This window comes from Aquitalea aquatica (assembly GCF_013911085.1).
Classification (GTDB): Bacteria; Pseudomonadota; Gammaproteobacteria; order Burkholderiales; family Chromobacteriaceae; genus Aquitalea; species Aquitalea aquatica.
Map to the genome: position 1 here is coordinate 428,865 of NZ_JACERN010000033.1, position 21,409 is coordinate 450,273.

Below are 21,409 nucleotides of genomic sequence, written 5' to 3' on the forward strand. Positions count from 1 at the left end.
TTGGCCATGGTGCAGGCGGTGAGCGCGGAGGATCGTGGCGAGCGGCCTGGCCAGCGTCGGGTGATCTCACGTGCGGCAAAACGGCCTGCTGCGGGTGCGACTAAGTCTGCCACCTAGCCTGGGTGCGGGTGGCAGACGAGCTGCCAGGGACCGCCGTGGATTTGGCTGCGGTCTTTGGGGCTGGCGCAGTTGGCCTGTTGGCATAGCGGTGTTGGTGATGAGGCGTGGTGATCCGCTTTTGCGGGCTCTGCGGGATGAGTAAGGAGGCGTTTTTGCCGGTGAATCTACAGAGTGTGTCGGGGCTGATGACGGGATTGCAGCAGGCCTCTAAGTTAATGCAGCGTCTGCCCTCCGACCTGGAGCGGGCGCTGATTCCTGCCAGTAAGCTGGGCCGTGAGTTTGGCAGCTTTTCGACGGCGCTATCCACGCTATTCGATAAGCTGGGTGGGGTGTCGTCCGTGCTGGAGGACATGCGGAATAACCGGAATTTCCATCTTGGCATGTTGAAGATGGAGATGAACGGTAGCTTGCAGCAGGGTGAGGCTGCCCAGTTGGCGCCGACTATCCTGCAGGTGGCTGGGGACAGCCTGCAGTCTTCAGCAGCGGTGCAGGACGGTGCGGAGGTGTATCTGGGAGCAGATATGCCGCTGAAGAAGGTGCAGGAGGCTCTGGTTCATGCCGCAAGTACCGCCAGTGCGCTGTTCACTGATACCAAGCAGGTTTCCCAGTTCGATGTCAGTGCCGAGAAGAAGCTGGGCATTGCACCAACGCAGTTTTCTGAGATGCATAACGGTTTGCTGCATTACAGCCGCAAGGTGGGTGATAACGATGGGGCTTTGCTGCAGGCGGCGCCCAGGGTGTTCAGCACCATGGCGGATAGCGGCCTGAAGGGGCGGGAGGCGGTGCATTTGCTGGGGGCCTGGGGTCAGCAAATGATGCAGCGTGATCCGGATATGAAGCCTCAGCAAGCGATGGAGTCCTTGCAAAAGGTGCTGGAACGGTTGGGTGATCCGAAGGTGGTCGCTGACTTGAAGCGCCAGGGGGTGGCGGTGGATAGCCTGATGCCCAAAGGTGTGCTTGGCGGGGTGGATGCGGCGGGTAAGCCGGTTGGCGGGCAGCAAGCGGTGGATGCCTTGTTGAATTTACTGGGCAGCTTGAATGCGCAACAACAGGCTATGTTGCTGCCGGGCGCCGGGCACGGGGCTGAGCGGGCGGCGATGGGGGATGTGAAGGGCCTGAAGCAGTCGATGCAAGAGGGGGAGGCAGCGTCGAAGAGGGATTTGGTGGGGGCGGCGCTGGTACAGATTAAAGAGTCAAGCTTTGGCAAGGTGAAGGTGGCGGAGGTTGCCAGAGACAGGTTGAGTTTGTCGCCTGCGGCTACTGCGGTGACCGAAGCGCATGCAAATCTAAGCCAATTTGCTGGAGAAAATCCGGGAACGGCAGCAGCGGTGGTGGGTGCCGGAATCTGGGAGTGGAATAGGCTAAAGAACGGTAAGGCATTGTCCAAATCGAGCACGGAGCGCGCAGTTATACGTGGTGCTGGCCAGTTAGCCATCCTTGCAGCTCCGCTAGCCATCCGGGCTGTGCCCGTCGCCGCTGCGGGCGCAGCCGGCTATGCCGTGGGCAGTGCTGTCGATGCCGGCATTACCAAGGTGCTGACGGCCACCAATGACGGCAAGAAACGCACCCTGGGCACTTGGCTTTACGATTTGATCCATGGTGATGAGGACGCAAAACTATTGGCCCCAACTCCCATCAAGCGCAATGCTCGCGCACCCGACGGAGCGGTTTCACTGGCCGGCTTTGGAGCTCCAGCCCTACCACAACTGGCGCTGCTGCAGGCTGTCATGGAGTCATCCACCCGCTTGAATCTGGCTGCCAACATGATGCAGCAGGCCAGCCAGCAGCCCATTCCGCTGCATGTCACGGTGGATGTGCAGAACGGCAATATCGTGGCTGCAGTTAACCAGGCCAACAAGCTGGAATTGAGGAGAAACTGATGTCCTGGAAGGATAATCTGCTGGATGCCAGCTTTCGTGGGGTGGTGTTCGACTGCCTGCAGACCGAGGATGAGGCCGAGCGCGATACCGCCAGCCATGCCTATCCCTATATGGATGGCGAGGATGTGGAGGACCTGGGGCGCAAGGCGCGCCAGTTGCGGCTGACCGCGGTGTTTTTTGGGGCTGATTACGACAGCCGCTTGCAGACATTTTTACAGATGCTGGATGAGCCGGGACATGGTGAACTGATCCATCCGGTGTTCGGCAGCATGGCGCGTATGCAGCTGCTGCGCCATGCGGTACGCCACACGGCTGAGGATGTGGACTATTGCACGGTGGAGCTGACGCTCAAGGAGGCTACACCGAGCCAGCCTTTTTTTGTGCGGCAGTTGCCGGCACAGCAGGCACAAGGCCTGGCTTTGCAGGCGGATATGGCACGACAGGCCGGCATTGCGGTGTTTGACCAGGCGCTGTCCCAGTTGAAGCAATGGCAGGCTAATCTGGCTCCGTTGCAGGCGTTGGGTGCGGTGATGACCGGCACGCTGGCGGCCGTGCGCAGCCAACTGCATGGTTTGGTCGCTGAGACCATCAGCCTGCTGGACAGTCCACGCGCTTTTGCGGCGGAGTTGGTGGGGCTGCTGGATGGGCTGGTGGATCTGCGCGGCTTCGATACGGAGACCATTGCCAGCGACTGGAACAGCCTGGCCAGGCAGCTGGATCGCATCGTGTTGCTGCCCGCTCAGTTGGCGCACCCGTCCAATGCCAGTGATGCGGCATCGCCGATTGACAACGTGCCATCAGCCGGCGAGGAGAATGCCATCGCGGCCCCTACTCTGCCGCCGCGTGAGCAGGATGTGGCCCAGTTGACTGCTCTGGTACAAGCCGTAGCCGCCAGCACGCTGGCCAGCACCGCCAGCGATCTGCTGGCCGACCAGGCGGAGCAACCCACGCTCACTCCGCCGCAGCTGGAAACCATGGCTAACGATGTACGGCGACTGCTGCAGGTGAGCATGGACAGTCATCACAAGGCCTACCCGCTGGAGCAGGCGCGTCCGGTGATCGAGGCATTGAAAGATACCGCGCTGGCGGTGCAGGAAGCGGCGCGCGCCGTCATTGCGCTGGCCCCGCCGCTGATCCAGCGCCGGGTAGAACAGGATGGCAATCTGCATCTGCAGGCCTTTGCCTGGTATGGCGATTACCGCCGTGCTGCCGAGCTGGCGCGCCTTAACCCTGCACTGCGTAACCCGAACCACTTGCAAGCCGGAGATCTGCTCAATGCCTATGCTCATTAATGCTGCGCCCGTCGATGAGGTGGTCAGCCTGCTGCTGGCGGGCAAAGTCCATCAAAACTGGAGCAGCTATGAGCTTGATTCCGATCTGCTTACCCCGGCCGATGCCTGGCAGTTGCAGCTGGGCCTGCCGAATGGCCGCCTGCCGCCAGCGCTGCAGGAAGGCGCGGCGGTACAGCTGCGCATCGGCAATGACCTGGTGATGACCGGGCACATTGACGACATCGAGGATGCGATCGAGCACGGCGCGCACTCGCTAACCCTGCGCGGCCGGGATGGCGCAGCGATCCTGGTGGATTGCTCTTCGCCCATTTTTACCCGCCGCCAGGCCACGCTGGCGGAAATTGTCGCCGATGTTGTGCGGCCGCTGGGCTTGAGCCAGATTCGCATCGATGCCGCCCATACCCTGAGCAGCGAGAAAGTCAGTGTCCAGCCCGGCGACAGTGCCTGGGATACGTTGCGCAATGCGGCGGAGGCTAATGGCTTGTGGCCGTGGTTTGAGCCGGATGGCACCTTGGTGATTGGCGGGCCGGACTACCAGCACCCACCGGTGGCCAGCCTGATCCTGCGCCGTGATGGCCAGGGCAATAATGTGGTGCGCCTGCACCGGGTGCGCAGCATGGCCGGGCGTTTTTCGGAAATTACGGTACTGGGGCAGGCTCATGGCAGCGCCCTGCAGGCCGGTCGCCACGCCATCAAGGTGGTGGAGCGCGATAGCAGCGTCAGTGTGTACCGGCCGCGTATCGTGATGGACCACGATGTCGACAGCCTGGCTGCGGCCCGCGCTCGGGCACACAAGCTGCTGTTGGATGCACGCCTGCAGGGGCTCACTTTGCAGGCCACAGTGAAAGGCCACCGCAGCAGTGACGGCCTGCTGTGGACGCCTGGCCAGCGCCTGCATGTGCTGAGCGAACCACACGACATCAACGGCATTTACTTCCTGATGGCGCGGCGCTTCAGCGGTGGCCGTGGCCGCCCAAGCCAGACTGAGTTGACGCTGAAGGAGGATGGGACCTGGGTGCCGGATGCGCATCCGCGCAAGAGCAGCCCGGGTAAGAGCAAGAGTAAGCGTAGTCGTGCCAATAACAAGGCGGTGGCAGTAGCTGCCAGCCAGTCGTATAGCCCCATCAGTAAAGGTAAGTGATGACTCCAGATATCGACCGCCGTATCAGCCGTGCCCTGTCAGGGGTTCGCCAGGCTTTCCGGGGTGTATTGGGACTGTCCAGTAACGGTGCTGGCAGCCAGCTGGCCCAGGTGGAGGGCTTGGCTGATGAGGCTTTGCCTGACCTGGAGCTGTTCCAGCAGTTTGGCTTCAGCAGTAACCCGCCGCCGGGCACCGCTGTCATCGTGCTGCCGCTGGGCGGCAAGACCAGCCACGGCATCATCATCGCTACCGAGAACGGCCAGTTTCGCGTGCAGGGCCTGGCTCCCGGCGAAACGGCTGTGTTTAACGCCTTTGGCGATACCTTTGTGTTTAAAGACGGCAAGATCGAGGGATCGACCAAAACCTTTACGCTCACGGCGACGGAAGGCATGCGCTTCGACAGCCCGCAGGCGGAGTTTACTGGCCAGGTGATGGTGCGCCAGCAGTTGACAGGCCAAGGCGGCATGGCTATCGAGGGCGGTAGTGGCGCGGTGTTCAGCGGGGATGTACGGCAGGAGGGTGGCAGCTACCAGACGGATGGTGATGTGGTGGCCGGTGGGGTGAGCTTGCGCGGGCACAAACATCCGGGTGATTCGGGTGGAGTGACTGGCCCTGCCTTTTAAGAGCCGCTGACGACCAGCCGCTGGGCTGTTTGGTCTCCTCGCCCTCCCCTTGTACTGTCGGTGTCGATGCGTATGGCCGTCAGGACGCTACGCGTTCGAGGATGGTGCATTAACTGGCCCAGCGTAGTACAGGGGTAGGTTTCTCCTGCTTACTGAATCTCTTCAGCTCTGATCTGCCCTCACCATGCCCCGACAATGGGGACATGGATACTTTACTCGACCCCCATACCGGCAGCTATGCCGGTAACCGCACCTCCACTCTGGCCAATGCCGTTTATCTGCGGCTGGCCACGCCACTGGGTAGCTGGTGGGCGGACCCATCGCTGGGGTCACGCCTGCATGAGCTGCAACGAGCAAAAGACCTCAGTCGTATCGATGCGCTGGCACGACAGTATGCCAAGCAGGCGCTGGAACCGCTGCTGCAGGATGGCCGGGCCAGCCGCATTGTCGTGGACAGTCTGCGGCCCCAGCCGGGTTGGCTGGTCTTGCTGATTGCGGTCACTGCCGCCAGTGGTGTGTTGCAAACCTTTCGACATCCTTTTCAGGTGGTTGGCTGATGGCTTATCCCTTGCTCACCATGGCGCAGATCCGCGCCGACATGCTGCGTGACATCCGCAACCTGCTGCCGGAGGCCGATGTCGGCCCGGACTCGGACTACTTCATCCGCGCCACCTCGGTGGCCAGCGCGGTGGAAGGCTTGTACCAGCACCAGGCGTGGATGGTGCGACAGATTTTCCCCGACACCGCCGATCATGATTATTTGCTGCAGCATGCCCGATTGCGTGGTCTGGAGCCCAAGCCAGCGGTGGCCGCCAGCGGCCGTATGCTGTTGCGCGGCAATCCTGGCAGTCCTATCCCGGCCGGGGTACAGGGCAAGTGGGCGGAACAGCTGTATGTCAGCCGCGCGGTCGGGCTGATTGCTGCGGATGGCACGGCGACAGTGGCCGCCAGTGCGGCACTACCAGGGCTGGCCGGCAATGCGTCTGACGATAGCCGGCTGGAGCTGCTGGCCCCGCCGCCTGGCGTGCAGTCGGCCGCTACCCTGCTGGAGATGCGCGGCGGGGTGGAGGAAGAAAGCGATGCCGAACTGCTGGCGCGGCTGCTGGACCTGATCCGCCGCCCACCTGCTGGCGGCAATGTCCACGATTACCGGCGCTGGGCACTGGAGGTGCCGGGCGTATCGGCGGCTTATGTCTATCCGCTGCGGCGCGGGCTAGGCACGGTGGATATCATCATTACTGCGGCGGGAGGACTGCCGTCTGCGGCTACCTTGGCCGCGGTGCAAACCCATATCGACACGCTGCGCCCGGTTACCGCCAAGCACAGCCTGGTGGCCGCACCCACGGTGCGGCTGGTGGATGTGGAGCTGCAGCTGTCGCTGTCCGGCCTGACGCTGGAACAAGCCCGGCTGCAGCTGACACCGCAGTTGCAAACGCGTTTTGCGCAGCTGGCTCCCGGTGAGGTGCTGATTCGTAGCCAGCTGGAAACGCTGGCCTCCAGCCTGCCCGGGGTGGTGGACCGGCGCATTGTGCTGCCGGCCGCCAATGTGCAGCCGCTGGTGAATGAACAGCGGGTGGAGTGGTTGCGGCTGGGCCGGCTCGACATTAAGGCCATGCCATGAACCACGCCACGCTATTGACGCTGCTGCTGCCACCGCAATCCTATGCCCGCAATGCGCAGCCCTTGCAGATCGAGCTACATGCCGAAGGCCGGGCGCTGGATGTGGCCGAGCGCGATGGTTTGCAAGCTGCCGCCGCCATCTCGCCCTTTTTTGCCGAACACACCTTGCCGGACTGGGAAAGGGTCTGTGGCCTCACCCCACCGACCAGCGCGGTTTATCAGCAGCGGCTACAGGCTGTGCTGGCCAAGCTGGCGGCCACCGGGGGACTGAGTATTCCTTATTTCCAGCGCCTGGCCAGCAGCTTGGGTTACCGGATCGAGGTTATCGAGTTGCAGCCTTTCCGCGCTGGCATCAATCGCACCGGCGACACGTTGCAGGTGGCTGACATCTTGTGGGTGTGGCAAGTGGTGGTGCATTCCACGCAGGTGAGTGCCTGGCGTTTTCGTGCGGGACAGTCTACCGCTGGCGAAACACTGGCCAGCTTTGGCGACCCGGTGATTGAAACCGTGTTCCGCGAGCTGAAACCGGCTCATACCTTTGTCTATTTCGCCTATCAGGAGGGCTGAATGCAGAAGATTAATACCCCGGATGGCCTGTTTCACGACGGCAATTCGGCTAGCGGTGTGCTGGGCACCCTTGTTTCCGCCGCCTGGCTGAATGCCATGCAGGGCGAGCTGGTGAGCGTGATCGAGGGGGCCGGTATCAAGCTGGATGCGGCCAAGACCGACCAGCTCAACCTGGCCATCCAGTCGTTGATCCAACAGGCTCTGGCTAACGGCCTGAAGGTGGCTTTGCAGGCCAAAATGGGGGCGGTTACACCGCTCAACAAAACCAGTGCGGGCTATGCCTTTTGGGGGGACAACGATAGTGGCTTGTTCTGCCCGGTCGATGGCACCCTGCAACTGGCTACCAACGGCATCCCTTTTATGATCCAGGAGCACGATGGCCCCCTGCGTTTTACCAAGGGGCTGCGGCTGCCCAAAGGCGTTGGGCAGATGGACAGCCAGAATCATGCGGGGTTGAGCTTTGGCAATGACGGCGATACCGGTTTGTTTGCTGAGGGGGGTAGCCCAGAAAGCGGATCGGTACTGGAGATGCGGGTAGACAATGTCCAGTTATTGCAGGCGTTTCCCGCCGGTGTGCATCTGAGTCGTTCCCCGACTTGCGACCCTCCGCCGCAATTTGACATCTCAACAAAGCTGGCAACAACGGGATATGCGTGGGCTTGCAATGGTAATTATTCGGGCCATGCGTTTTTTGGTGCTGACGCTACCCTAGTTGGGGCGCACTCCGGGCGCCTAGTTGGCTTTACCGGTTCATCATCATTCACTATCACGCTGCCGCCCACCTCGGCACTGGCTGATGGGGTGGTTTACCACTTCGTGAATTTTACGCATCAACAGCAGCTGATTGCCTTATCTGGTGCTGATTTTATGGTTCCGCCTGGAGGTGGTTCATCCATCACTTCGCTTGCGCTCCAGGCCGGAGAAACAGTCGATATTTGCTGCGTGGGCAGTAACTGGGACATCGTCGGGGGCTCGGCATCGTTGCGGTTTTCAGCGGGTGTTAGCGCGAGCTTTGCTGCAAATGGCTATGCGCGTTTGCCAAATGGATTGATTCTTCAGTGGGGTGGGCAGTCGTCCTCTGGCACGAGCTCGTCTAACCTCAAGGTGACATTCCCAATGGCATTTCCAAATGCATGTTTGCAGCCATTTTGTACTGTTAGCGGCATTACGGCGGGTGGCTACGCAATCACAAGCGGGCAGTCAAAAACGGGGGCTTCGTTTACGGTCTTCAACGCTGGCGGTAGCCCTGCAGCAGCATACGGAACTCAATGGCTGGCAATCGGCTGGTAATTAGAGGAAGTGAACATGAAGGTCTATTTTTCGCCGTCTACGGACGGTTTCTACTGCAATGGAATTCACGGGAGAGATATCCCACACGACGTTGTCGAAATCACCCAAGCAGAGCATGCCGCGCTGATGGCCGCCCAATCCGCAGGCAAAGTGATTACGGCAGGTGCAGGCGGTATGCCACAGGCAATTGACCCGCCGTCGCCATCTGCCGCTCAGCAATGGGATAGCTACAAGATTGAGGCACAGTCAGCATTGCAGGATTCGGATACAACCGTACTACGCTGCTATGAAGCCGGCCTTCCCTTTCCGCCTGCATGGGCGGCATATCGCAAGGCCTTGCGAGCGATCGTGGCTGCGGCCTCGGGCGATCCGTCCCAAGAGCTGCCCGCGCGTCCCGCATACCCTGAAGGTAGCTGATGATCTGGACACACCGATTGACACCACCTTAAAACGCCGCTGGGGCCGTCTCTCCCTTCTGTGCCCAATACACTCTGCCAGACTGGGAACGGTATGTGGACTCTCACCCCACCGAGCAGCGCGGTTTATCAGCAACGGCTACAGGCAGGGCTGATCAAGCTGGCGGCCACTCCGTCAGCGCCATATCACGGGTGGCCGACATCCGGTGGGTGTGGCAGGTGGTATTGAAAGCGTGTTCCGCGAGTTGAAACCAGCTCATACCTTTGTCTATTTCGCCTGTCAGGAGGGCTGAATGCAGAAGATTAATACCCCGGATGGCCTGTTTCACGACGGCAATCCGGCTAGCGGTGCGCTGGGCACCATTGTTTCCGCCGCCTGGCTGAATGCCATGCAGGGCGAGTTGGCGGCAGTAATCGAAGGAGCTGGTATCAAGCTGGATGCAGCCAAGACCGACCAGCTAAAGCAGGCTATTGCCAAGCTGGTGAGCGATGCCGCCGCGCCAATCAAGCATGGCCATCTGTGGACAGACATCAGCAAAACCCCCACCACGCTGGCGGGGTATGGGATTGGGGACGCACTAGCACTCAAACCGGGACTAGCCGACAAGGTGGACTTGAACAGCATCAGTGAAACCGGCCTTTATCATCAGTCCAATAATGCGGCGGCGGAGAGTGGTAGCAATTACCCGACTCCCTATGCCGGCATGCTGTTTGTCTTCAGTGCTGGCTTGATGTGCTACCAGCAATTCCAGGACTACCAGGGCAAACGGCTGTGGTGGCGGGTCAAGTACCGCGATGCCTGGTCCACCTGGAATGCCAGCACGGCGCTGGTCGAACTCCCCGGCCAGTGGGACACCCGCTTAAACCAACGCATGACTTTCCAGTATTGAGGCCGCGCCATGCCCAAGACCTTTATCGACGGCCGGGAAGTCAAGCGCTGGTGGCTGGATGGCCGCGAAGTCAGCCGTGCCTATCTTGATGGCCGCCTGGTGTTCCAGAAAGAAACCATCATCCGTATCAGCGCCCACGACCATGGCATCACGGGCCAGTGGGTGATCGACCGTATCCAAACAGCATTTGCAGGTGCGCCACCCGCCGGAGCCAGCATCCGCTTTGTCATTGAATCAGGCATACAGCTGGTATCAGCCAATGCTGGCGAAGGTTTCCGGCTGGACGGTAGCTGGTGGAATGGCACATTGGCAAGCTGCCAGATCATCATCGAAAACTACGGTTATCTGCTGGGGCGTGGTGGCAAAGGGGGAACCGGTTCCGACCGCCAGGCTGCGCAACCAGGCAGTGCAGGTGGTGATGCCCTGGTACTCAATAACATGAATGTCCGGATAGACAATCGCGGCATTATCGCGGGCGGCGGAGGTGGAGGCGCAGCCTGCGGTAATGGCGGCCTGAATGCCTGCGGTGGCGGCGGTGCTCCGTTTGGTCCCGATGGGGATCGGCTGGGCAATGCACCGAATGGCGTCGCGGGTACATTCGACCAGCCGGGCCGTGGCGGCATCATCAATGGCGTGGTGCGTGGCGGCTACGGCGGCGCATGGGGCGAGCGCGGCGGTGGCTCAACCAATTATCCCGACTGGCATGCCAACGCCGGCCATGCCATCCGTAGCAACGGAGCAGCAGTCACCTGGATCAATCGCGGCGACATCAGAGGAAACGCACCATGAACAGCCTGATCTTTGACGGCAGCATCACCCGCCTGCAGCGCGCTGACGGCACCTTCCACACCCGGCTTATTCCAGTCCTTACCCCACGCCCGGCCAGCGAAGACGTCTCGCAGCAAGGTGTACCAATACGCATCCGCTACCTGCCGGCAAGGCCGGCCGACAAGTCGGTGCTGGAGCTGGACGACGCCGACTACACCTGGCAGCTGAATGCAGAACAATGCGCCGAGCTGGAGACCTTCATTGCCGACTTCGACCCGGCCGAGGCCATCGCCTGGCCACCGCTGCTGCCAGCGGAAGAACAGGAGCGCCTGACCCGCGCCGAACGCGACCGCCGCCTGCTGGCCACCGATTACCTGCTGATGCCGGACTACCCCATTAGCCACGAGGATCTGGACGCAGTGAAGACCTATCGCCAGCAACTGCGGGATTTGAGCCAAGCGCCGAACTGGCCGGATATTGCATGGCCGACGCTAACGCTAGGTGTAGAGGAGGAAGCGGCCACAACGACCCTGCCCGAATCTGAATAAATGAGAGGCAGCGGCCGGATGGGTGCTACCAACACCCACCCGGCCAGCTGACCCGCAGAACGACCCTGCAAGTCACCTCAAGGCTGCCACTTTCTGCGCAGAAAGCCCGGACAGTCTAACGGTTAATTGGTCACCGACCACCTTGCCGATGTCACTACCTGAAATCCGCTGCGGCCATTGCGGCCACAAACTCGCCGAGGGCCACGTGCTGGTCCTCAGCATCAAATGCCCGCGCTGCCGGGCACACAATCATTTGAAGGCCGCCGAGCCTCCTGCCAGCGCGTCATCGCACGCCACTGCAAAGGATGCACATGCATGGCCCACACCCCACCATCGGTAGCCTGTTCGCCGGCATCGGCGGCTTCGACATCGGCTTTGAAAACGCCGGTTTCACCACCGCATGGCAAGTCGAAATCAACCCCGTCTGCCGCGCCGTCCTCGCCGACCATTTCCCCCACGCCCGCCAGTTCGACGACGTGCGCACAGTCGGCGCCCACAACCTCAGCCCCGTTGACGTCCTAGTCGGCGGCTTTCCCTGCCAGGACCTCTCTACCATGGGAGCCCGGCAAGGCCTGGCCGGCCAGCGCTCTGGCCTGTTCTTTGAAGTCTGCCGGCTCGCCCGTGAGTTACAGCCTCGCTGGCTGGTCCTTGAAAACGTCATGGGGCTGCTCTCTTGCCGAGATGGCGAAGACTTCCAGACAGTCATTTCCACGCTTGCCGAATGCGGGTATGTGGGATGCTGGCGGGTGCTGGATGCTTCATGCTTCGCAGTCCCCGCAAAACGCCGTAGTGTATTCATTATTGCCGGTCTTCTTCTGCTCATGGTGCAGCCCCCATTGAGCTGCTGGCTGACGCCAGCCCAGTGGCAGCAGTTTCTGGCACGCCGCCAGCGCAACAATCCGGACTCAAGCCTTTCCCTACACTACTTGCCGGACAAGCCCCCAGTCAGATCCCTATCCATGGCGCAGGCCTCGTTACTCAAGCCGACGGATGGGGTCCGATGGCTGAGCGGGCCGGAGCGTCTCGCGATCATGGGCTTTGCCTCGGACTGGATGCGACCAAATTGCAGAGGCTCAAGCTGCCGGCAACGCCGTTGTGCCGCAAGTCGTGGAATGGATCGCCCGGAAGCTGAGGGGGACTTATGTGTAAGGGGGTAAGGTAGGCGGGACGAAGGGGGCCGAGGCCCCTTTTATGCATTATGGATTGGGAGTAAGGTGGGGGTATCGGCCAATAGCCGCCAAGGGGCGCGACAGCAAAGACCGCATGTTTGCTTGGGTATCTATATCACCCTTTTGATCAACCCACATTTTTTAACGTAACGAGGGAGGCATCATGGATTCAAAACCCAGGGCATTTATTTCATACAGTTGGTCCAACCCGGAACATGAACAGTGGGTGGTGGACTTGGCCGATGAACTCGGCGACTCTGGGGTCCATGTGCTTCTTGATAAGTTTGACCTTAGAGAAGGGCATGACTCGATCGCATTCATGGAACGCATGGTTAACGATCCCGATGTAAAGAAGGTTCTACTAATCTGCGATAAAGTTTATGCAGACAAGACCAACAATCGAACTGGCGGCGTCGGCACCGAGGCACAGATCATCTCGCCCAAGGTCTACTCCGAGGCGGATCAGAACAAATTCGTCGCGGTACTCAAAGAGCGGGACGATGAGGGAAAACCGTATCTGCCGACATACTATGCTTCCCGCATCTATATCGACCTTAGCAACCAGGAAAACTACGCACAGGAGTTCGAACGGCTGGTACGTTGGATCAATGACAAGCCGCTCTATCAGCGAAAGCACATTGGCCAGCGCCCTGCATATCTCGACGAAGAACCTGAAATTTCTCTCGGCACAACCCCATATTTTCGCCGTGCAATTGATGCAATCAAGGGCAATAAGCCATCCGCTGGTGGTGCTCTGACCGAATACTTTAAAATTATTGCCACAAACTTCGAGCGCCTTCGGATCGTCCGGGATCAGTCGAAAGAGTGGGATGAACAGTTCATTGAGAACGTGAGTTCAACCATTCCTCTTCGGAACGAGCTGAATCAAATTTTCGAAGCTATCGCAGCTTACGACACGACAGGAGAATTCGGCTCCAAGGTTCACCGTTTCTTCGAGTCGTTGATACCGTACTTCGATAGGCCAGCCAACCTAAACGTCGGTTCTTGGTTTGAAACGGACTTCGACAACTTCAAGTTTCTTGGATACGAATTCTTCATCCATGCACTGGCAGCATTCATTGCACATGAACGTTTTGACCTCTGCTCACGTCTCCTTAACGAGCACTATTACAACGAACGTAATCAGACATTCGGACAGGATACGATGGTTGATTTCTCTGTTTTCTGTGACAGCATCAAGACGCTTCATTATCGCAATGAACGCATGGACACACGATTATTCTCTCCTGTAGGCATGCTGATTAAAGAGCGACTGACAGGGACGGGCATTACTGAATTCAAACTGGCACAGGCGGAGTTTGTTGCCTACCTTCGTAGCGAGATGACTGCTGTGGCGAGTGATTCGTGGTGCAAGTGGTGGCCTTACATGCTTGTGTTCGCGAGGAGAATGCATGGACCGTTCGAGATATTTGCCCGTGCACAGTCCAAGGCGTACTTCGATCGAGTTAAGGGCATGTTTGCTGTACAGAAAGCAGACGACTTCAGTCCTGTGTTGGAAGCACACGGTAGCGGTCAACGCGCACCTCGCTATGACTACGAATCGATTAGCATTTCCCTTCTCATGGGAGCAGATAAGCTGGCTACACGCGACTGAGCAGTCACACTGCCAGAAGGATTGCTAGTTGGCGATCAACTATGCACTCAGCAAACCGGCATAGTGAAGGGGCTAGCACAGCCCAGCACATGACTGGAGAGCAATGAGGATGGAGAGGACAGGTAGAGCACGGAGAGCAAGGACTTGACCACCCTCCTCCATCACAGGGAAAGGTAGCGGTAAGGAAGCGTTAGATTTTTACGATCCGGTGACAAAAGAAGCGCAAATAGTGCCAAAAACCCTGCAAATTGGCGGTGACAATAAAAGTGCAAACGAGTGCCAAAACTGCCGCAAAGTTACAAGTTCCGATCCAGAGTATAGGAAGCCAAGAAAAAAACTGAACTCTTATCGCCAATGTGTAGGAGTGTTGTGTAGAACTCAGGGGCAAAAAAGCCTTAAGGAACCTGAATTTACTGCAAAAACAACACCTTAGGGGTGTTTGGCGGAGAGGGGGTCCGTCCAAGTATTGTCTAAGCACATCTAATGAAATCTACTTTCACCATTTAATATCAATGGCTTATAAAACTTAGTGTCTAACAGCTTCTTGTCAGCTTCAATCAAATCCAGTACTTTATGCAGGACAATATGCAGCACAAGGATTGTGCATCATGCCAAAGAAAGCAAAAGAACTCTCTGCACTTGCAGTCTCCAGACTCAAAGAAAATGGCAAGCATGCCGTAGGTGGTGTCGATGGGCTGTATCTACGCATTGCAGGCAACTCGCGAGCCTGGGTGCTATGCGCGGCCATGGGATCCCGCATCAATCAAAGTGGCAAGGAAGTTGTACGGCGCCTAAGTATTGGCTTAGGACCGTTCCCTGAAATCAGTCTTGCAGAAGCCCGAGAGAATGCGCGGACCCTGCGAAAGAAGATCCGTGATGGGATTGACCCTCTCCAGGAAAAGCGCAAAGCCAAGCTGACTTCCTCCAAATCCAAAACTTTCGAGCAGTGCGCCCTCGCCTTCATCGAAGACAAAAAGATCGAATGGCGGAACGACAAACATGTCAAACAATGGTCCTCAACGCTTACGACCTATGCCTTTCCCCTCATCGGTCAGTTTCCCATTAACGCAATAGACAATGACGCCATTCTGCTTGTGCTACGCCAAGAGGTAAGCACCAAAGACGGCAGCACTTCTACACTATGGAATGCCAGGAATGAGACAGCCAGTCGGCTCCGTGGCCGGCTTGAGTCCATTCTTGACTGGGCGAAGGTTTCTGGCTACCGGGAAGGAGAAAACCCGGCAGCATGGCAGGGTAACTTAAAGCATGTTCTCCCAGCACCAGGCAAGGTGCAGAAAGTGGAACACCATGCCGCCCTGCCCTTCAGTGAAATCGGCACATTCATGGAGAAGCTACGCCAACGCAGTGGCATATCGGCCAAAGCCTTGGAGTTCGCTATCCTGACCGCAGCCCGCTCAGGTGAGGTTCGTGGTGCTACGTGGGATGAAATTGACCTGCACAACAAGACTTGGACGATTAGTGCGGAAAGAATGAAAGCTAGTAAAAGCCACACGGTTCCGCTATCGGATCCGGCTTATGCACTCTTGAAAAACATGCCCAGGATTGTTGGTAATAGCCTGATATTTCCTGCCCCCAAAGGGGGCATCATGTCCGACCAGGCCTTCAAAGCACTATTTGATCGCATGCAAGTAGCAAATATCACGACCCATGGCTTTCGTAGTACTTTCAAAGATTGGGCACGTAGCTGCAAAGGGACTGAATTTTCGGATGAGGTATCGGAACTTGCATTGGCACATGTCAACAACGACCAAACTCGTGCCGCATATGCACGCGACCAGCTTCTCCCACAGCGTATGCAACTCATGCAGGAATGGGCTATATATTGCAATACAAAAACAACACGTATAATTCAGATCAAAGCACATACTGCATAACGCTATTCTTTTACCACACTTGGATACCCATATGGAACTTTCAAATCTTAACCTAGCTGACCTGCAAGCACTGCGCAACAGTGTGCAGGCAGAAATTAGCCGCCGTGAAACTGAAGAGAAGGCCAATGCTAAGAAGCAAATACTGGAACTGGCAAAGTCATATGGACTTAACCTGGATGATGTACTGAGCAAAGCCACCACTGCTATACGTAAGCCGGTTGAAGCCAAGTACAAGAACCCGAATGATGAGTCTCAGACTTGGACTGGCCGTGGCCGTAAACCTGCTTGGGTACAGGCTCAGCTGGATGAAGGCTTTAGCATAGAAGATTTGGCGATCTGATCCGACCAAGTGCGGGCATAAAAAAGCGCTACAGCTGTAGCGCTTTTTATTTGTGAGACTAGATTTACCTTGGTCGAAAATTGTCATTGATCTGGGCAAACGGTCGCAATCAGGCTTGCACATCGACAGTTGTTCGGCCGAAGGAGCCATCGCGGCATCTCGGAACGTGGGGGTGATTCAGTAACCACCATGACTGCCAGTCATGATACGAAATATTTATGGCTCCCTTCGCCATAATAAAATTCTGAATCATCCCAATTTATAAACCTCGTTTATTTTCTGTTTGAAGTAAGGTATGAATAGTTTCTGAGAATTAATAGAAAGCTGAAAAAAACCTGCAAACGTCATGATCGGCTGCTATAAGCATATTTACTTATCGCATTATCACTATTTTAATAACAAAAAAAGATATGACTTGTAAGGAGAGTTTCATGAGCATCATTCGACGTCTCATCCTGACCCTGGCCATTGCCCTGCTCGCCCTGTTGCTGGTGGGTGGCTTTGGCGCTTATCAGCAAAAACAGGCCAGCAATCGCTTTGAGGACACCGTATCCAACCTGGCCCCCAGCGTTCGTGACTTGAACGGCATGGTGTATGCCTTCATGGACATCCGCAGTGCCATCATCAAGCACTCGGTATCGCACACGGCAGGTGAAAAAGCCGCCGCCGAAGCCATGTCGGGCGAGGCCGACAAAAAACTGGAAGACCTGCTGAATGATTACGAGAAAAACCTGATATCCGACGATCACGACCGCCAGCTTCTGCAAGATGACAAGGTCAAGCTGGCAGCTTACCGTGCCGAGCGCAGCAAGTTTTTCGATTTATCTAGAAGTGAGAAGAATGATCTTGCCGATGCCATGCTGCGCGACGGTGCTTTGAACACTACCGGTGCAGATCTGCGCAAGGCTTTGAACGACCACACTGAGTACAACCTCAAGCTGGCCTTCGACACCCTTGAAACCAACAAGGCAGCCTACAACAGCGCTTTGTTGCAAACAGCTAGCGTGATTGGTGTTGTGACCTTGCTGGTTCTGTTCATGGGTGTCACCCTGTTCCGCACCATCAGCCGTGGCCTGACTTCCATCCAGCAGACCATGCAGCAGGTCAGCCAGTCACTGGACTTTACCCAGCGCGCCCCGGTCATCAGCCAGGACGAAATCGGCCACACCGCCACTGCCTTCAATAATCTGCTGGGTGGTTTGCAGACCAATCTGAAATCCATTCTGGAAGGGGCCCGTTCCGTAGCTGCTGCCTCGGAAGATCTGTCGCAGACTGCCACTCAGGTGGCCGCTGCCGCCGATGCGCAGTCTTCGTCCTCTGCCAATATGGCCGCTACCATCGAACAGATGACGGTGAGCGTGAACCACGTGGCCACCCGGGCGGAAGAATCGCGCGACCTCGCGCACAATGCCGGCAGTCTGGCGCACCAGGGTTCCACCACCATCAGCCAGACCATTCACGACATCCGCGACATTTCCCGCGCAGTGGATAGCGCGGCTGGCAGCATCCGCGAGCTGGATACCTACAGCACTCAGGTCGACACCGTAGTAGGCGTGATCAAGGATATTGCCGACCAGACCAACCTGCTGGCACTTAATGCCGCCATCGAGGCAGCACGGGCCGGTGAAATGGGGCGTGGCTTCGCCGTGGTGGCAGACGAAGTGCGCAAGCTGGCAGAACGCACTGGCAGTTCCACCCAGGAAATTTCCTCCACCATCAACGCCATGCGCGACCGCTCGCGCCAGGCCACCGAGCAAATGCACTCGGCCGAAGAGCTGGTACGCAATGGCGTGAGCCGTGCCGACCATGCCGACCACGCCATCAAGCAGATTGGCGAGGCCACCGGTAATACTGTCCACATGGTCACCGAGATTTCCGACGCCATCAAGGAACAGGGCAAGGCTACCAACAATATTGCGGTGCAGGTAGAACAGATTGCCCAGATGACGGAAGAGGCCTCCTCGGCAGCACAGGAAGCCGCCAGCAGTGCCCACCATCTGGACGAACTGGCCCGCCATCAGATCAGCACCTTGCAGCAGTACCGCTTGTAGAACACCTTCCTTGCAGTCGTGGCCGCCAGCTCGACACTGGCGGCATTTTTTCTCTAATGCAGCAGGTGTACTAAATTTTCCAGCACTACCCGAACTCCTCCCTCAGCAATAGCAACATTTTTTGGCTCAGCGCCCAGGGGACCTGTCCGAATTTATGTAACCCAGCCGTTGCTCACAGCACCTCTGACAAGCAGCTTTGGCCGGAGCCGGCTTTCGACTGCTTAAAGGCGCATGTCTGGATTTCTGTGTAATGACTGCTTGAGCCGGATGACCGACGAAGTTATCTCATAGGCAGATCATCGGCCTAAGCCGTCATTCACGTATCTGGCAATTTTTAACGGCTTTCATGAGGAAAGCCGTCATTAAAAGCAAGGCCAGAGCGCTTTTTAGAAGCGACGGTTAATAGCAAGGTAAAGTCGAGGATTGTGATTGGAATTTTCGGCAGTCGGGGTTCCACCCTGGGTTTTCCAGGCCAAGCTGGATTCCAGCGACCACGTTGGGCTGCTGATCCGAAGACCAAGGCCTGTAGCTGACAGCTTACGCTGCTCTGTGGAACTGCTATCCCATGCACTCTTGTTGCTATGCGAGCGGCCTACATCATACAAAATGAAGGGCGTTGCACTACCCATGTCGTAACGCAACTCAAGCTGCGTCAGCCAGCCATAGTCGCCCATGCCCTCACCTTGCGGATAGGCACGCACCCCATAGAAGCCGCCCAGGCCAAATTTTTCTGACGAGTCGAGATTCTTGCTGGCCCATTGACCGGAATAGCGCAGATACAAGTTGAAGCGTGAGGATAGCTTCTGGATGCGTGCAATATCCAGATCAGCCTTGCTGAAATTGCCCTGTGTTTTTGCCGTGCTGGCATCGCTGGCAAGCATGGATTGGCCCAGGTGCATGGTGCCGGACATCAGGCTGGCCAGACCATAAGTAACGCCTCCCCCCAGTGGCCAGCTGTCGCGGTGATCAAACTGCAGCGACAGCGGCAAGCTATCACTTGTTTTCGACTGGGTGGAGCCCAGGGCCTGATACTTGTCTTCCAGCTTCTTGTGCTGGTAGCCAAACGCCAGTTGTACATTGGTGGCCTGGGAGCGGATCAGCGGGTAGCTGAGCTTGGCTGACGACACATCGGCATAGCCTTTGGCATCCAGTGAGGCAAATGCTCCAGCCAGCAGATAGCTGGTATGCGCATAGCCAAGCTGCCCACGCCAGCCGCTGTAAGCAATGGGCAGATCGTAATTGAGCGAACCCAGCCACATGTCTTGATTGGTGTACAGCGTGGATAAGGTGATCTTGTCACCCAGCATGAATGGGCTGTTAATGTTCAGTGATAACGGAGCTCGGTATTCGCCGGTACTCTTGTTACCAATATTGTCCAGACCTACCACGCCATCCACCCAACTGGCTCTTTCCATCAGCACATCCAGATCGCCATCCCCAGCTTTGCTACCAGGGCGAAGGATGGGTCGTACCTTGACGCCAGGCTGGTCATTCAGGATCAGCATGGTTCTTTCAAGACTGGTGTTCTCGATGTAGTTACCTGACTGTAAACCAGCATTCAGGAATTTCTGCGCCGAGCGGGCAAGCTTCTCGTCGCCACGGGCCTGAATCTTTCCATAGCGACCTTCCAGAATGGCAATCTGCAAGATGCCGTCCACCGTGGTCTGCGGTGGCATATACACTTGCACGAAGGGGTAGCCATGACTGCGGTACAGCGCGCTCACGCTCTCCAGTAGACGATTGAGCCCGGCAATGTCAAAGGATTTACCCTGGATATCACCGATCGTCTTTTCCAGTACCTGGCTGGTAAAGAGAGTGTTGCCATGAAAGACAACCTTGTTAAGTACTAGCTTGACATTGTTGCCGTCCGCGCTGGCAGGTGCTGATGCTGCAGGTACTGGTGGCAGTAGCACTGGACTTTGCTGCGGCACCGGTGGTTTGGCGATTTGCAAGGCCTGCTCCGCCTGCATGGTGTCCGCCCAGGCCGCATTCCCCATCAGCAGGCCGAGTACGAGCATGGTGTTTGTTTTATTTTTCATGATGATTCCCTTTATTGCCCGCCACCAAACAGCGTTGCCATATTGATGCCGCCATTGACGACATGTACATCCAGAGGACCTGTCGAACTCGGCACGGTGACATCATTCACGTTCAGCTCGTTTGCCGATTTCTTGCCGTCTCCCGTACTAGCCGACAACGGACCATCCTTGCTGGCTACATAGTTGAGCGAGCTGCCTCCGGTTGGTGCCGGCTGATTTCCGCTGCTGCTGACCGAACTTTGTCCCGGGCTGCTGGCTGTATCCGCGGCCGGCTGGCTTGCTATACCCGCGGTGGTCGTGGGGGCGGTGCTGGATGCAGGTGCCGAATTGGCTGCAAGCTCGGGTACTGCCACGTAGTTCAGGCCACCGAATGATGCCGTGCCAGCGGTATTGCTCAGGACTTGTTGGGCGTTATCCGGGAACTTGGGAATGGTGGTGGTTTGTGGCAGATACTTTTCGGTATCGGCGGGTGTTAATGCCGGAGCCGGTCGCGGGGCCGCCGCAGTGATGCTCAGGGCGCTGCTGTTACCGGCGGCCTGGGCAAATACATAGTTGCCGTTGCTAGTGAGGCCGCTGCCATTGATGGCGTAGCTGCCGACATTACTGCCGCTGGTAGCCGTCGTGCCAAAGCTCAGCGTGCCGCTAGTGACGTTGGTCAGGGTTTCATTGTTGACCAGGCCAGTGATGCTGCCGCTGAAGCTGGGGTTGCTGGCACCATAAGTGCGGCTGGCACTGTTGGCGGTATAGGTCAGCGTGGCCGGGTTCACCGTCAGGCTGCCCGCGGTATAGCTGATGGCGTAGTTGCTGCTGGTCAGGCCCTGCGCCAGCAGGCTGTAGCTGCCGGCATTGATGGCGTTCTGCGCCGTGCCGCCATAGCTCAGGCTGCCGCCCAGCACGCTGCTGCTTTCACCGTTGACGAAGCCGCTATAGCTGACGCCATTGCCACCGGTATAGCCGAGGCCGTTATAGGTCTTGCTGGCGTTGCTTGCGGTGACGCTCAGTGAGGCCGGAGTGATGCTCAGGGCGCTGCTGTTACCGGCGGCCTGGGCAAATACATAGTTGCCGTTGCTAGTGAGGCCGCTGCCATTGATGGCGTAGCTGCCGACATTGCTGGTGCTGTTGGCGGAAGTGCCAAAGCTCAGCGT

General features: G+C 57.7%; 20 protein-coding genes. 18 read left to right on the forward strand and 2 right to left on the reverse strand.

Annotated elements, in window-relative coordinates; genetic code table 11:
- The first annotated feature begins 224 nt into the window (after positions 1 to 224).
- The 18 genes from H2Z84_RS14430 (at position 225) to H2Z84_RS14515 (ending at position 18,225) form a co-directional block, all read left to right on the forward strand.
- Positions 225 to 2,000, forward strand: a complete 1,776-nt coding sequence (locus H2Z84_RS14430) for a hypothetical protein (protein ID WP_181836576.1) — start codon at positions 225 to 227, stop codon at positions 1,998 to 2,000.
- Positions 2,000 to 3,292, forward strand: coding sequence for a DNA circularization protein (locus H2Z84_RS14435; protein WP_181836577.1), 1,293 nt, complete (start codon positions 2,000 to 2,002; stop codon positions 3,290 to 3,292). The genes H2Z84_RS14430 and H2Z84_RS14435 overlap by 1 nt, the downstream gene beginning before the upstream one ends.
- Positions 3,276 to 4,433, forward strand: a complete 1,158-nt coding sequence (locus H2Z84_RS14440) for a phage baseplate assembly protein (RefSeq protein WP_181836578.1) — start codon at positions 3,276 to 3,278, stop codon at positions 4,431 to 4,433. The genes H2Z84_RS14435 and H2Z84_RS14440 overlap by 17 nt, the downstream gene beginning before the upstream one ends.
- Positions 4,433 to 5,056 carry a phage baseplate assembly protein V gene (locus H2Z84_RS14445; protein ID WP_181836579.1) on the forward strand — a complete coding sequence of 208 codons (624 nt, stop codon included), beginning with the start codon at positions 4,433 to 4,435 and terminating at the stop codon, positions 5,054 to 5,056. The genes H2Z84_RS14440 and H2Z84_RS14445 overlap by 1 nt, the downstream gene beginning before the upstream one ends.
- A gap of 203 nt (positions 5,057 to 5,259) precedes the next feature.
- The gene (locus H2Z84_RS14450; RefSeq protein WP_181836580.1) at positions 5,260 to 5,613 is read left to right on the forward strand and encodes a phage GP46 family protein; all 354 of its coding nucleotides are present in this window, start codon (positions 5,260 to 5,262) and stop codon (positions 5,611 to 5,613) included.
- Positions 5,613 to 6,677, forward strand: a complete 1,065-nt coding sequence (locus H2Z84_RS14455) for a baseplate J/gp47 family protein (protein WP_181836581.1) — start codon at positions 5,613 to 5,615, stop codon at positions 6,675 to 6,677. Before H2Z84_RS14450 ends, H2Z84_RS14455 begins: the two co-directional genes overlap by 1 nt.
- The gene (locus H2Z84_RS14460) at positions 6,674 to 7,243 is read left to right on the forward strand and encodes a YmfQ family protein (RefSeq protein WP_181836582.1); all 570 of its coding nucleotides are present in this window, start codon (positions 6,674 to 6,676) and stop codon (positions 7,241 to 7,243) included. The genes H2Z84_RS14455 and H2Z84_RS14460 overlap by 4 nt, the downstream gene beginning before the upstream one ends.
- Entirely contained in the window at positions 7,244 to 8,533 is a 1,290-nt protein-coding gene (locus H2Z84_RS14465) for a gp53-like domain-containing protein (RefSeq protein WP_181836583.1), read from the forward strand. It begins immediately after the preceding gene.
- A 15-nt stretch (positions 8,534 to 8,548) separates the two neighbouring features.
- Entirely contained in the window at positions 8,549 to 8,950 is a 402-nt protein-coding gene (locus H2Z84_RS14470; protein ID WP_181836584.1) for a hypothetical protein, read from the forward strand.
- A 292-nt stretch (positions 8,951 to 9,242) separates the two neighbouring features.
- The gene (locus H2Z84_RS14475) at positions 9,243 to 9,839 is read left to right on the forward strand and encodes a pyocin knob domain-containing protein (protein ID WP_181836585.1); all 597 of its coding nucleotides are present in this window, start codon (positions 9,243 to 9,245) and stop codon (positions 9,837 to 9,839) included.
- 9 nt (positions 9,840 to 9,848) lie between these two features.
- Positions 9,849 to 10,628, forward strand: coding sequence for a hypothetical protein (locus tag H2Z84_RS14480; RefSeq protein ID WP_181836586.1), 780 nt, complete (start codon positions 9,849 to 9,851; stop codon positions 10,626 to 10,628).
- On the forward strand, positions 10,625 to 11,155 hold the full coding sequence (locus H2Z84_RS14485; protein WP_181836587.1) for a phage tail assembly chaperone: 531 nt from the start codon (positions 10,625 to 10,627) through the stop codon (positions 11,153 to 11,155). Before H2Z84_RS14480 ends, H2Z84_RS14485 begins: the two co-directional genes overlap by 4 nt.
- Positions 11,156 to 11,303: 148 nt before the next feature.
- Positions 11,304 to 11,495, forward strand: a complete 192-nt coding sequence (locus H2Z84_RS14490) for a Com family DNA-binding transcriptional regulator (RefSeq protein WP_181836588.1) — start codon at positions 11,304 to 11,306, stop codon at positions 11,493 to 11,495.
- On the forward strand, positions 11,467 to 12,312 hold the full coding sequence (locus H2Z84_RS14495; protein WP_258869408.1) for a DNA cytosine methyltransferase: 846 nt from the start codon (positions 11,467 to 11,469) through the stop codon (positions 12,310 to 12,312). The genes H2Z84_RS14490 and H2Z84_RS14495 overlap by 29 nt, the downstream gene beginning before the upstream one ends.
- A gap of 175 nt (positions 12,313 to 12,487) precedes the next feature.
- Positions 12,488 to 13,939: a toll/interleukin-1 receptor domain-containing protein gene (locus tag H2Z84_RS14500; RefSeq protein WP_181836589.1), complete on the forward strand. Its 1,452-nt coding sequence runs from the start codon at positions 12,488 to 12,490 to the stop codon at positions 13,937 to 13,939.
- 608 nt (positions 13,940 to 14,547) lie between these two features.
- A complete protein-coding gene (locus H2Z84_RS14505; protein WP_181836590.1) occupies positions 14,548 to 15,834 on the forward strand; it encodes a phage integrase central domain-containing protein in 1,287 nt (428 codons plus the stop codon).
- Positions 15,835 to 15,865: 31 nt separating this feature from the next.
- Positions 15,866 to 16,174: an H-NS histone family protein gene (locus tag H2Z84_RS14510; protein ID WP_181836591.1), complete on the forward strand. Its 309-nt coding sequence runs from the start codon at positions 15,866 to 15,868 to the stop codon at positions 16,172 to 16,174.
- 431 nt (positions 16,175 to 16,605) lie between these two features.
- Positions 16,606 to 18,225 (forward strand): methyl-accepting chemotaxis protein, encoded by a 1,620-nt coding sequence (locus H2Z84_RS14515; RefSeq protein ID WP_258869409.1) that lies wholly within the window; start codon positions 16,606 to 16,608, stop codon positions 18,223 to 18,225.
- A gap of 386 nt (positions 18,226 to 18,611) precedes the next feature.
- Here the strand turns inward: H2Z84_RS14515 and H2Z84_RS14520 are convergent, their stop codons facing one another.
- Both H2Z84_RS14520 and H2Z84_RS14525 read right to left on the reverse strand, forming a co-directional pair.
- On the reverse strand, positions 18,612 to 20,264 hold the full coding sequence (locus H2Z84_RS14520; protein WP_181836592.1) for a ShlB/FhaC/HecB family hemolysin secretion/activation protein: 1,653 nt from the start codon (positions 20,262 to 20,264) through the stop codon (positions 18,612 to 18,614).
- An 11-nt stretch (positions 20,265 to 20,275) separates the two neighbouring features.
- A partial coding sequence (locus H2Z84_RS14525; RefSeq protein WP_181836593.1) for an MBG domain-containing protein occupies positions 20,276 to 21,409 on the reverse strand: 1,134 nt, incomplete at its 5' end.

What these genes read in the sequence shown, in the direction of transcription:
- H2Z84_RS14495 (WP_258869408.1), top strand. Translation starts at nt 11,467, where the DNA reads ATGCATGGCCCACACCCCACCATCGGTAGCCTGTTCGCCGGCATCGGC.
- H2Z84_RS14460 (WP_181836582.1), top strand. Translation starts at nt 6,674, where the DNA reads ATGAACCACGCCACGCTATTGACGCTGCTGCTGCCACCGCAATCCTAT.
- H2Z84_RS14470 (WP_181836584.1), top strand. Translation starts at nt 8,549, where the DNA reads ATGAAGGTCTATTTTTCGCCGTCTACGGACGGTTTCTACTGCAATGGA.
- H2Z84_RS14465 (WP_181836583.1), top strand. Translation starts at nt 7,244, where the DNA reads ATGCAGAAGATTAATACCCCGGATGGCCTGTTTCACGACGGCAATTCG.
- H2Z84_RS14440 (WP_181836578.1), top strand. Translation starts at nt 3,276, where the DNA reads ATGCCTATGCTCATTAATGCTGCGCCCGTCGATGAGGTGGTCAGCCTG.
- H2Z84_RS14490 (WP_181836588.1), top strand. Translation starts at nt 11,304, where the DNA reads ATGTCACTACCTGAAATCCGCTGCGGCCATTGCGGCCACAAACTCGCC.
- H2Z84_RS14510 (WP_181836591.1), top strand. Translation starts at nt 15,866, where the DNA reads ATGGAACTTTCAAATCTTAACCTAGCTGACCTGCAAGCACTGCGCAAC.
- H2Z84_RS14515 (WP_258869409.1), top strand. Translation starts at nt 16,606, where the DNA reads ATGAGCATCATTCGACGTCTCATCCTGACCCTGGCCATTGCCCTGCTC.
- H2Z84_RS14445 (WP_181836579.1), top strand. Translation starts at nt 4,433, where the DNA reads ATGACTCCAGATATCGACCGCCGTATCAGCCGTGCCCTGTCAGGGGTT.
- H2Z84_RS14500 (WP_181836589.1), top strand. Translation starts at nt 12,488, where the DNA reads ATGGATTCAAAACCCAGGGCATTTATTTCATACAGTTGGTCCAACCCG.
- H2Z84_RS14520 (WP_181836592.1), bottom strand. Translation starts at nt 20,264, where the DNA reads ATGAAAAATAAAACAAACACCATGCTCGTACTCGGCCTGCTGATGGGG.
- H2Z84_RS14505 (WP_181836590.1), top strand. Translation starts at nt 14,548, where the DNA reads ATGCCAAAGAAAGCAAAAGAACTCTCTGCACTTGCAGTCTCCAGACTC.
- H2Z84_RS14455 (WP_181836581.1), top strand. Translation starts at nt 5,613, where the DNA reads ATGGCTTATCCCTTGCTCACCATGGCGCAGATCCGCGCCGACATGCTG.
- H2Z84_RS14480 (WP_181836586.1), top strand. Translation starts at nt 9,849, where the DNA reads ATGCCCAAGACCTTTATCGACGGCCGGGAAGTCAAGCGCTGGTGGCTG.
- H2Z84_RS14485 (WP_181836587.1), top strand. Translation starts at nt 10,625, where the DNA reads ATGAACAGCCTGATCTTTGACGGCAGCATCACCCGCCTGCAGCGCGCT.
- H2Z84_RS14435 (WP_181836577.1), top strand. Translation starts at nt 2,000, where the DNA reads ATGTCCTGGAAGGATAATCTGCTGGATGCCAGCTTTCGTGGGGTGGTG.
- H2Z84_RS14475 (WP_181836585.1), top strand. Translation starts at nt 9,243, where the DNA reads ATGCAGAAGATTAATACCCCGGATGGCCTGTTTCACGACGGCAATCCG.
- H2Z84_RS14450 (WP_181836580.1), top strand. Translation starts at nt 5,260, where the DNA reads ATGGATACTTTACTCGACCCCCATACCGGCAGCTATGCCGGTAACCGC.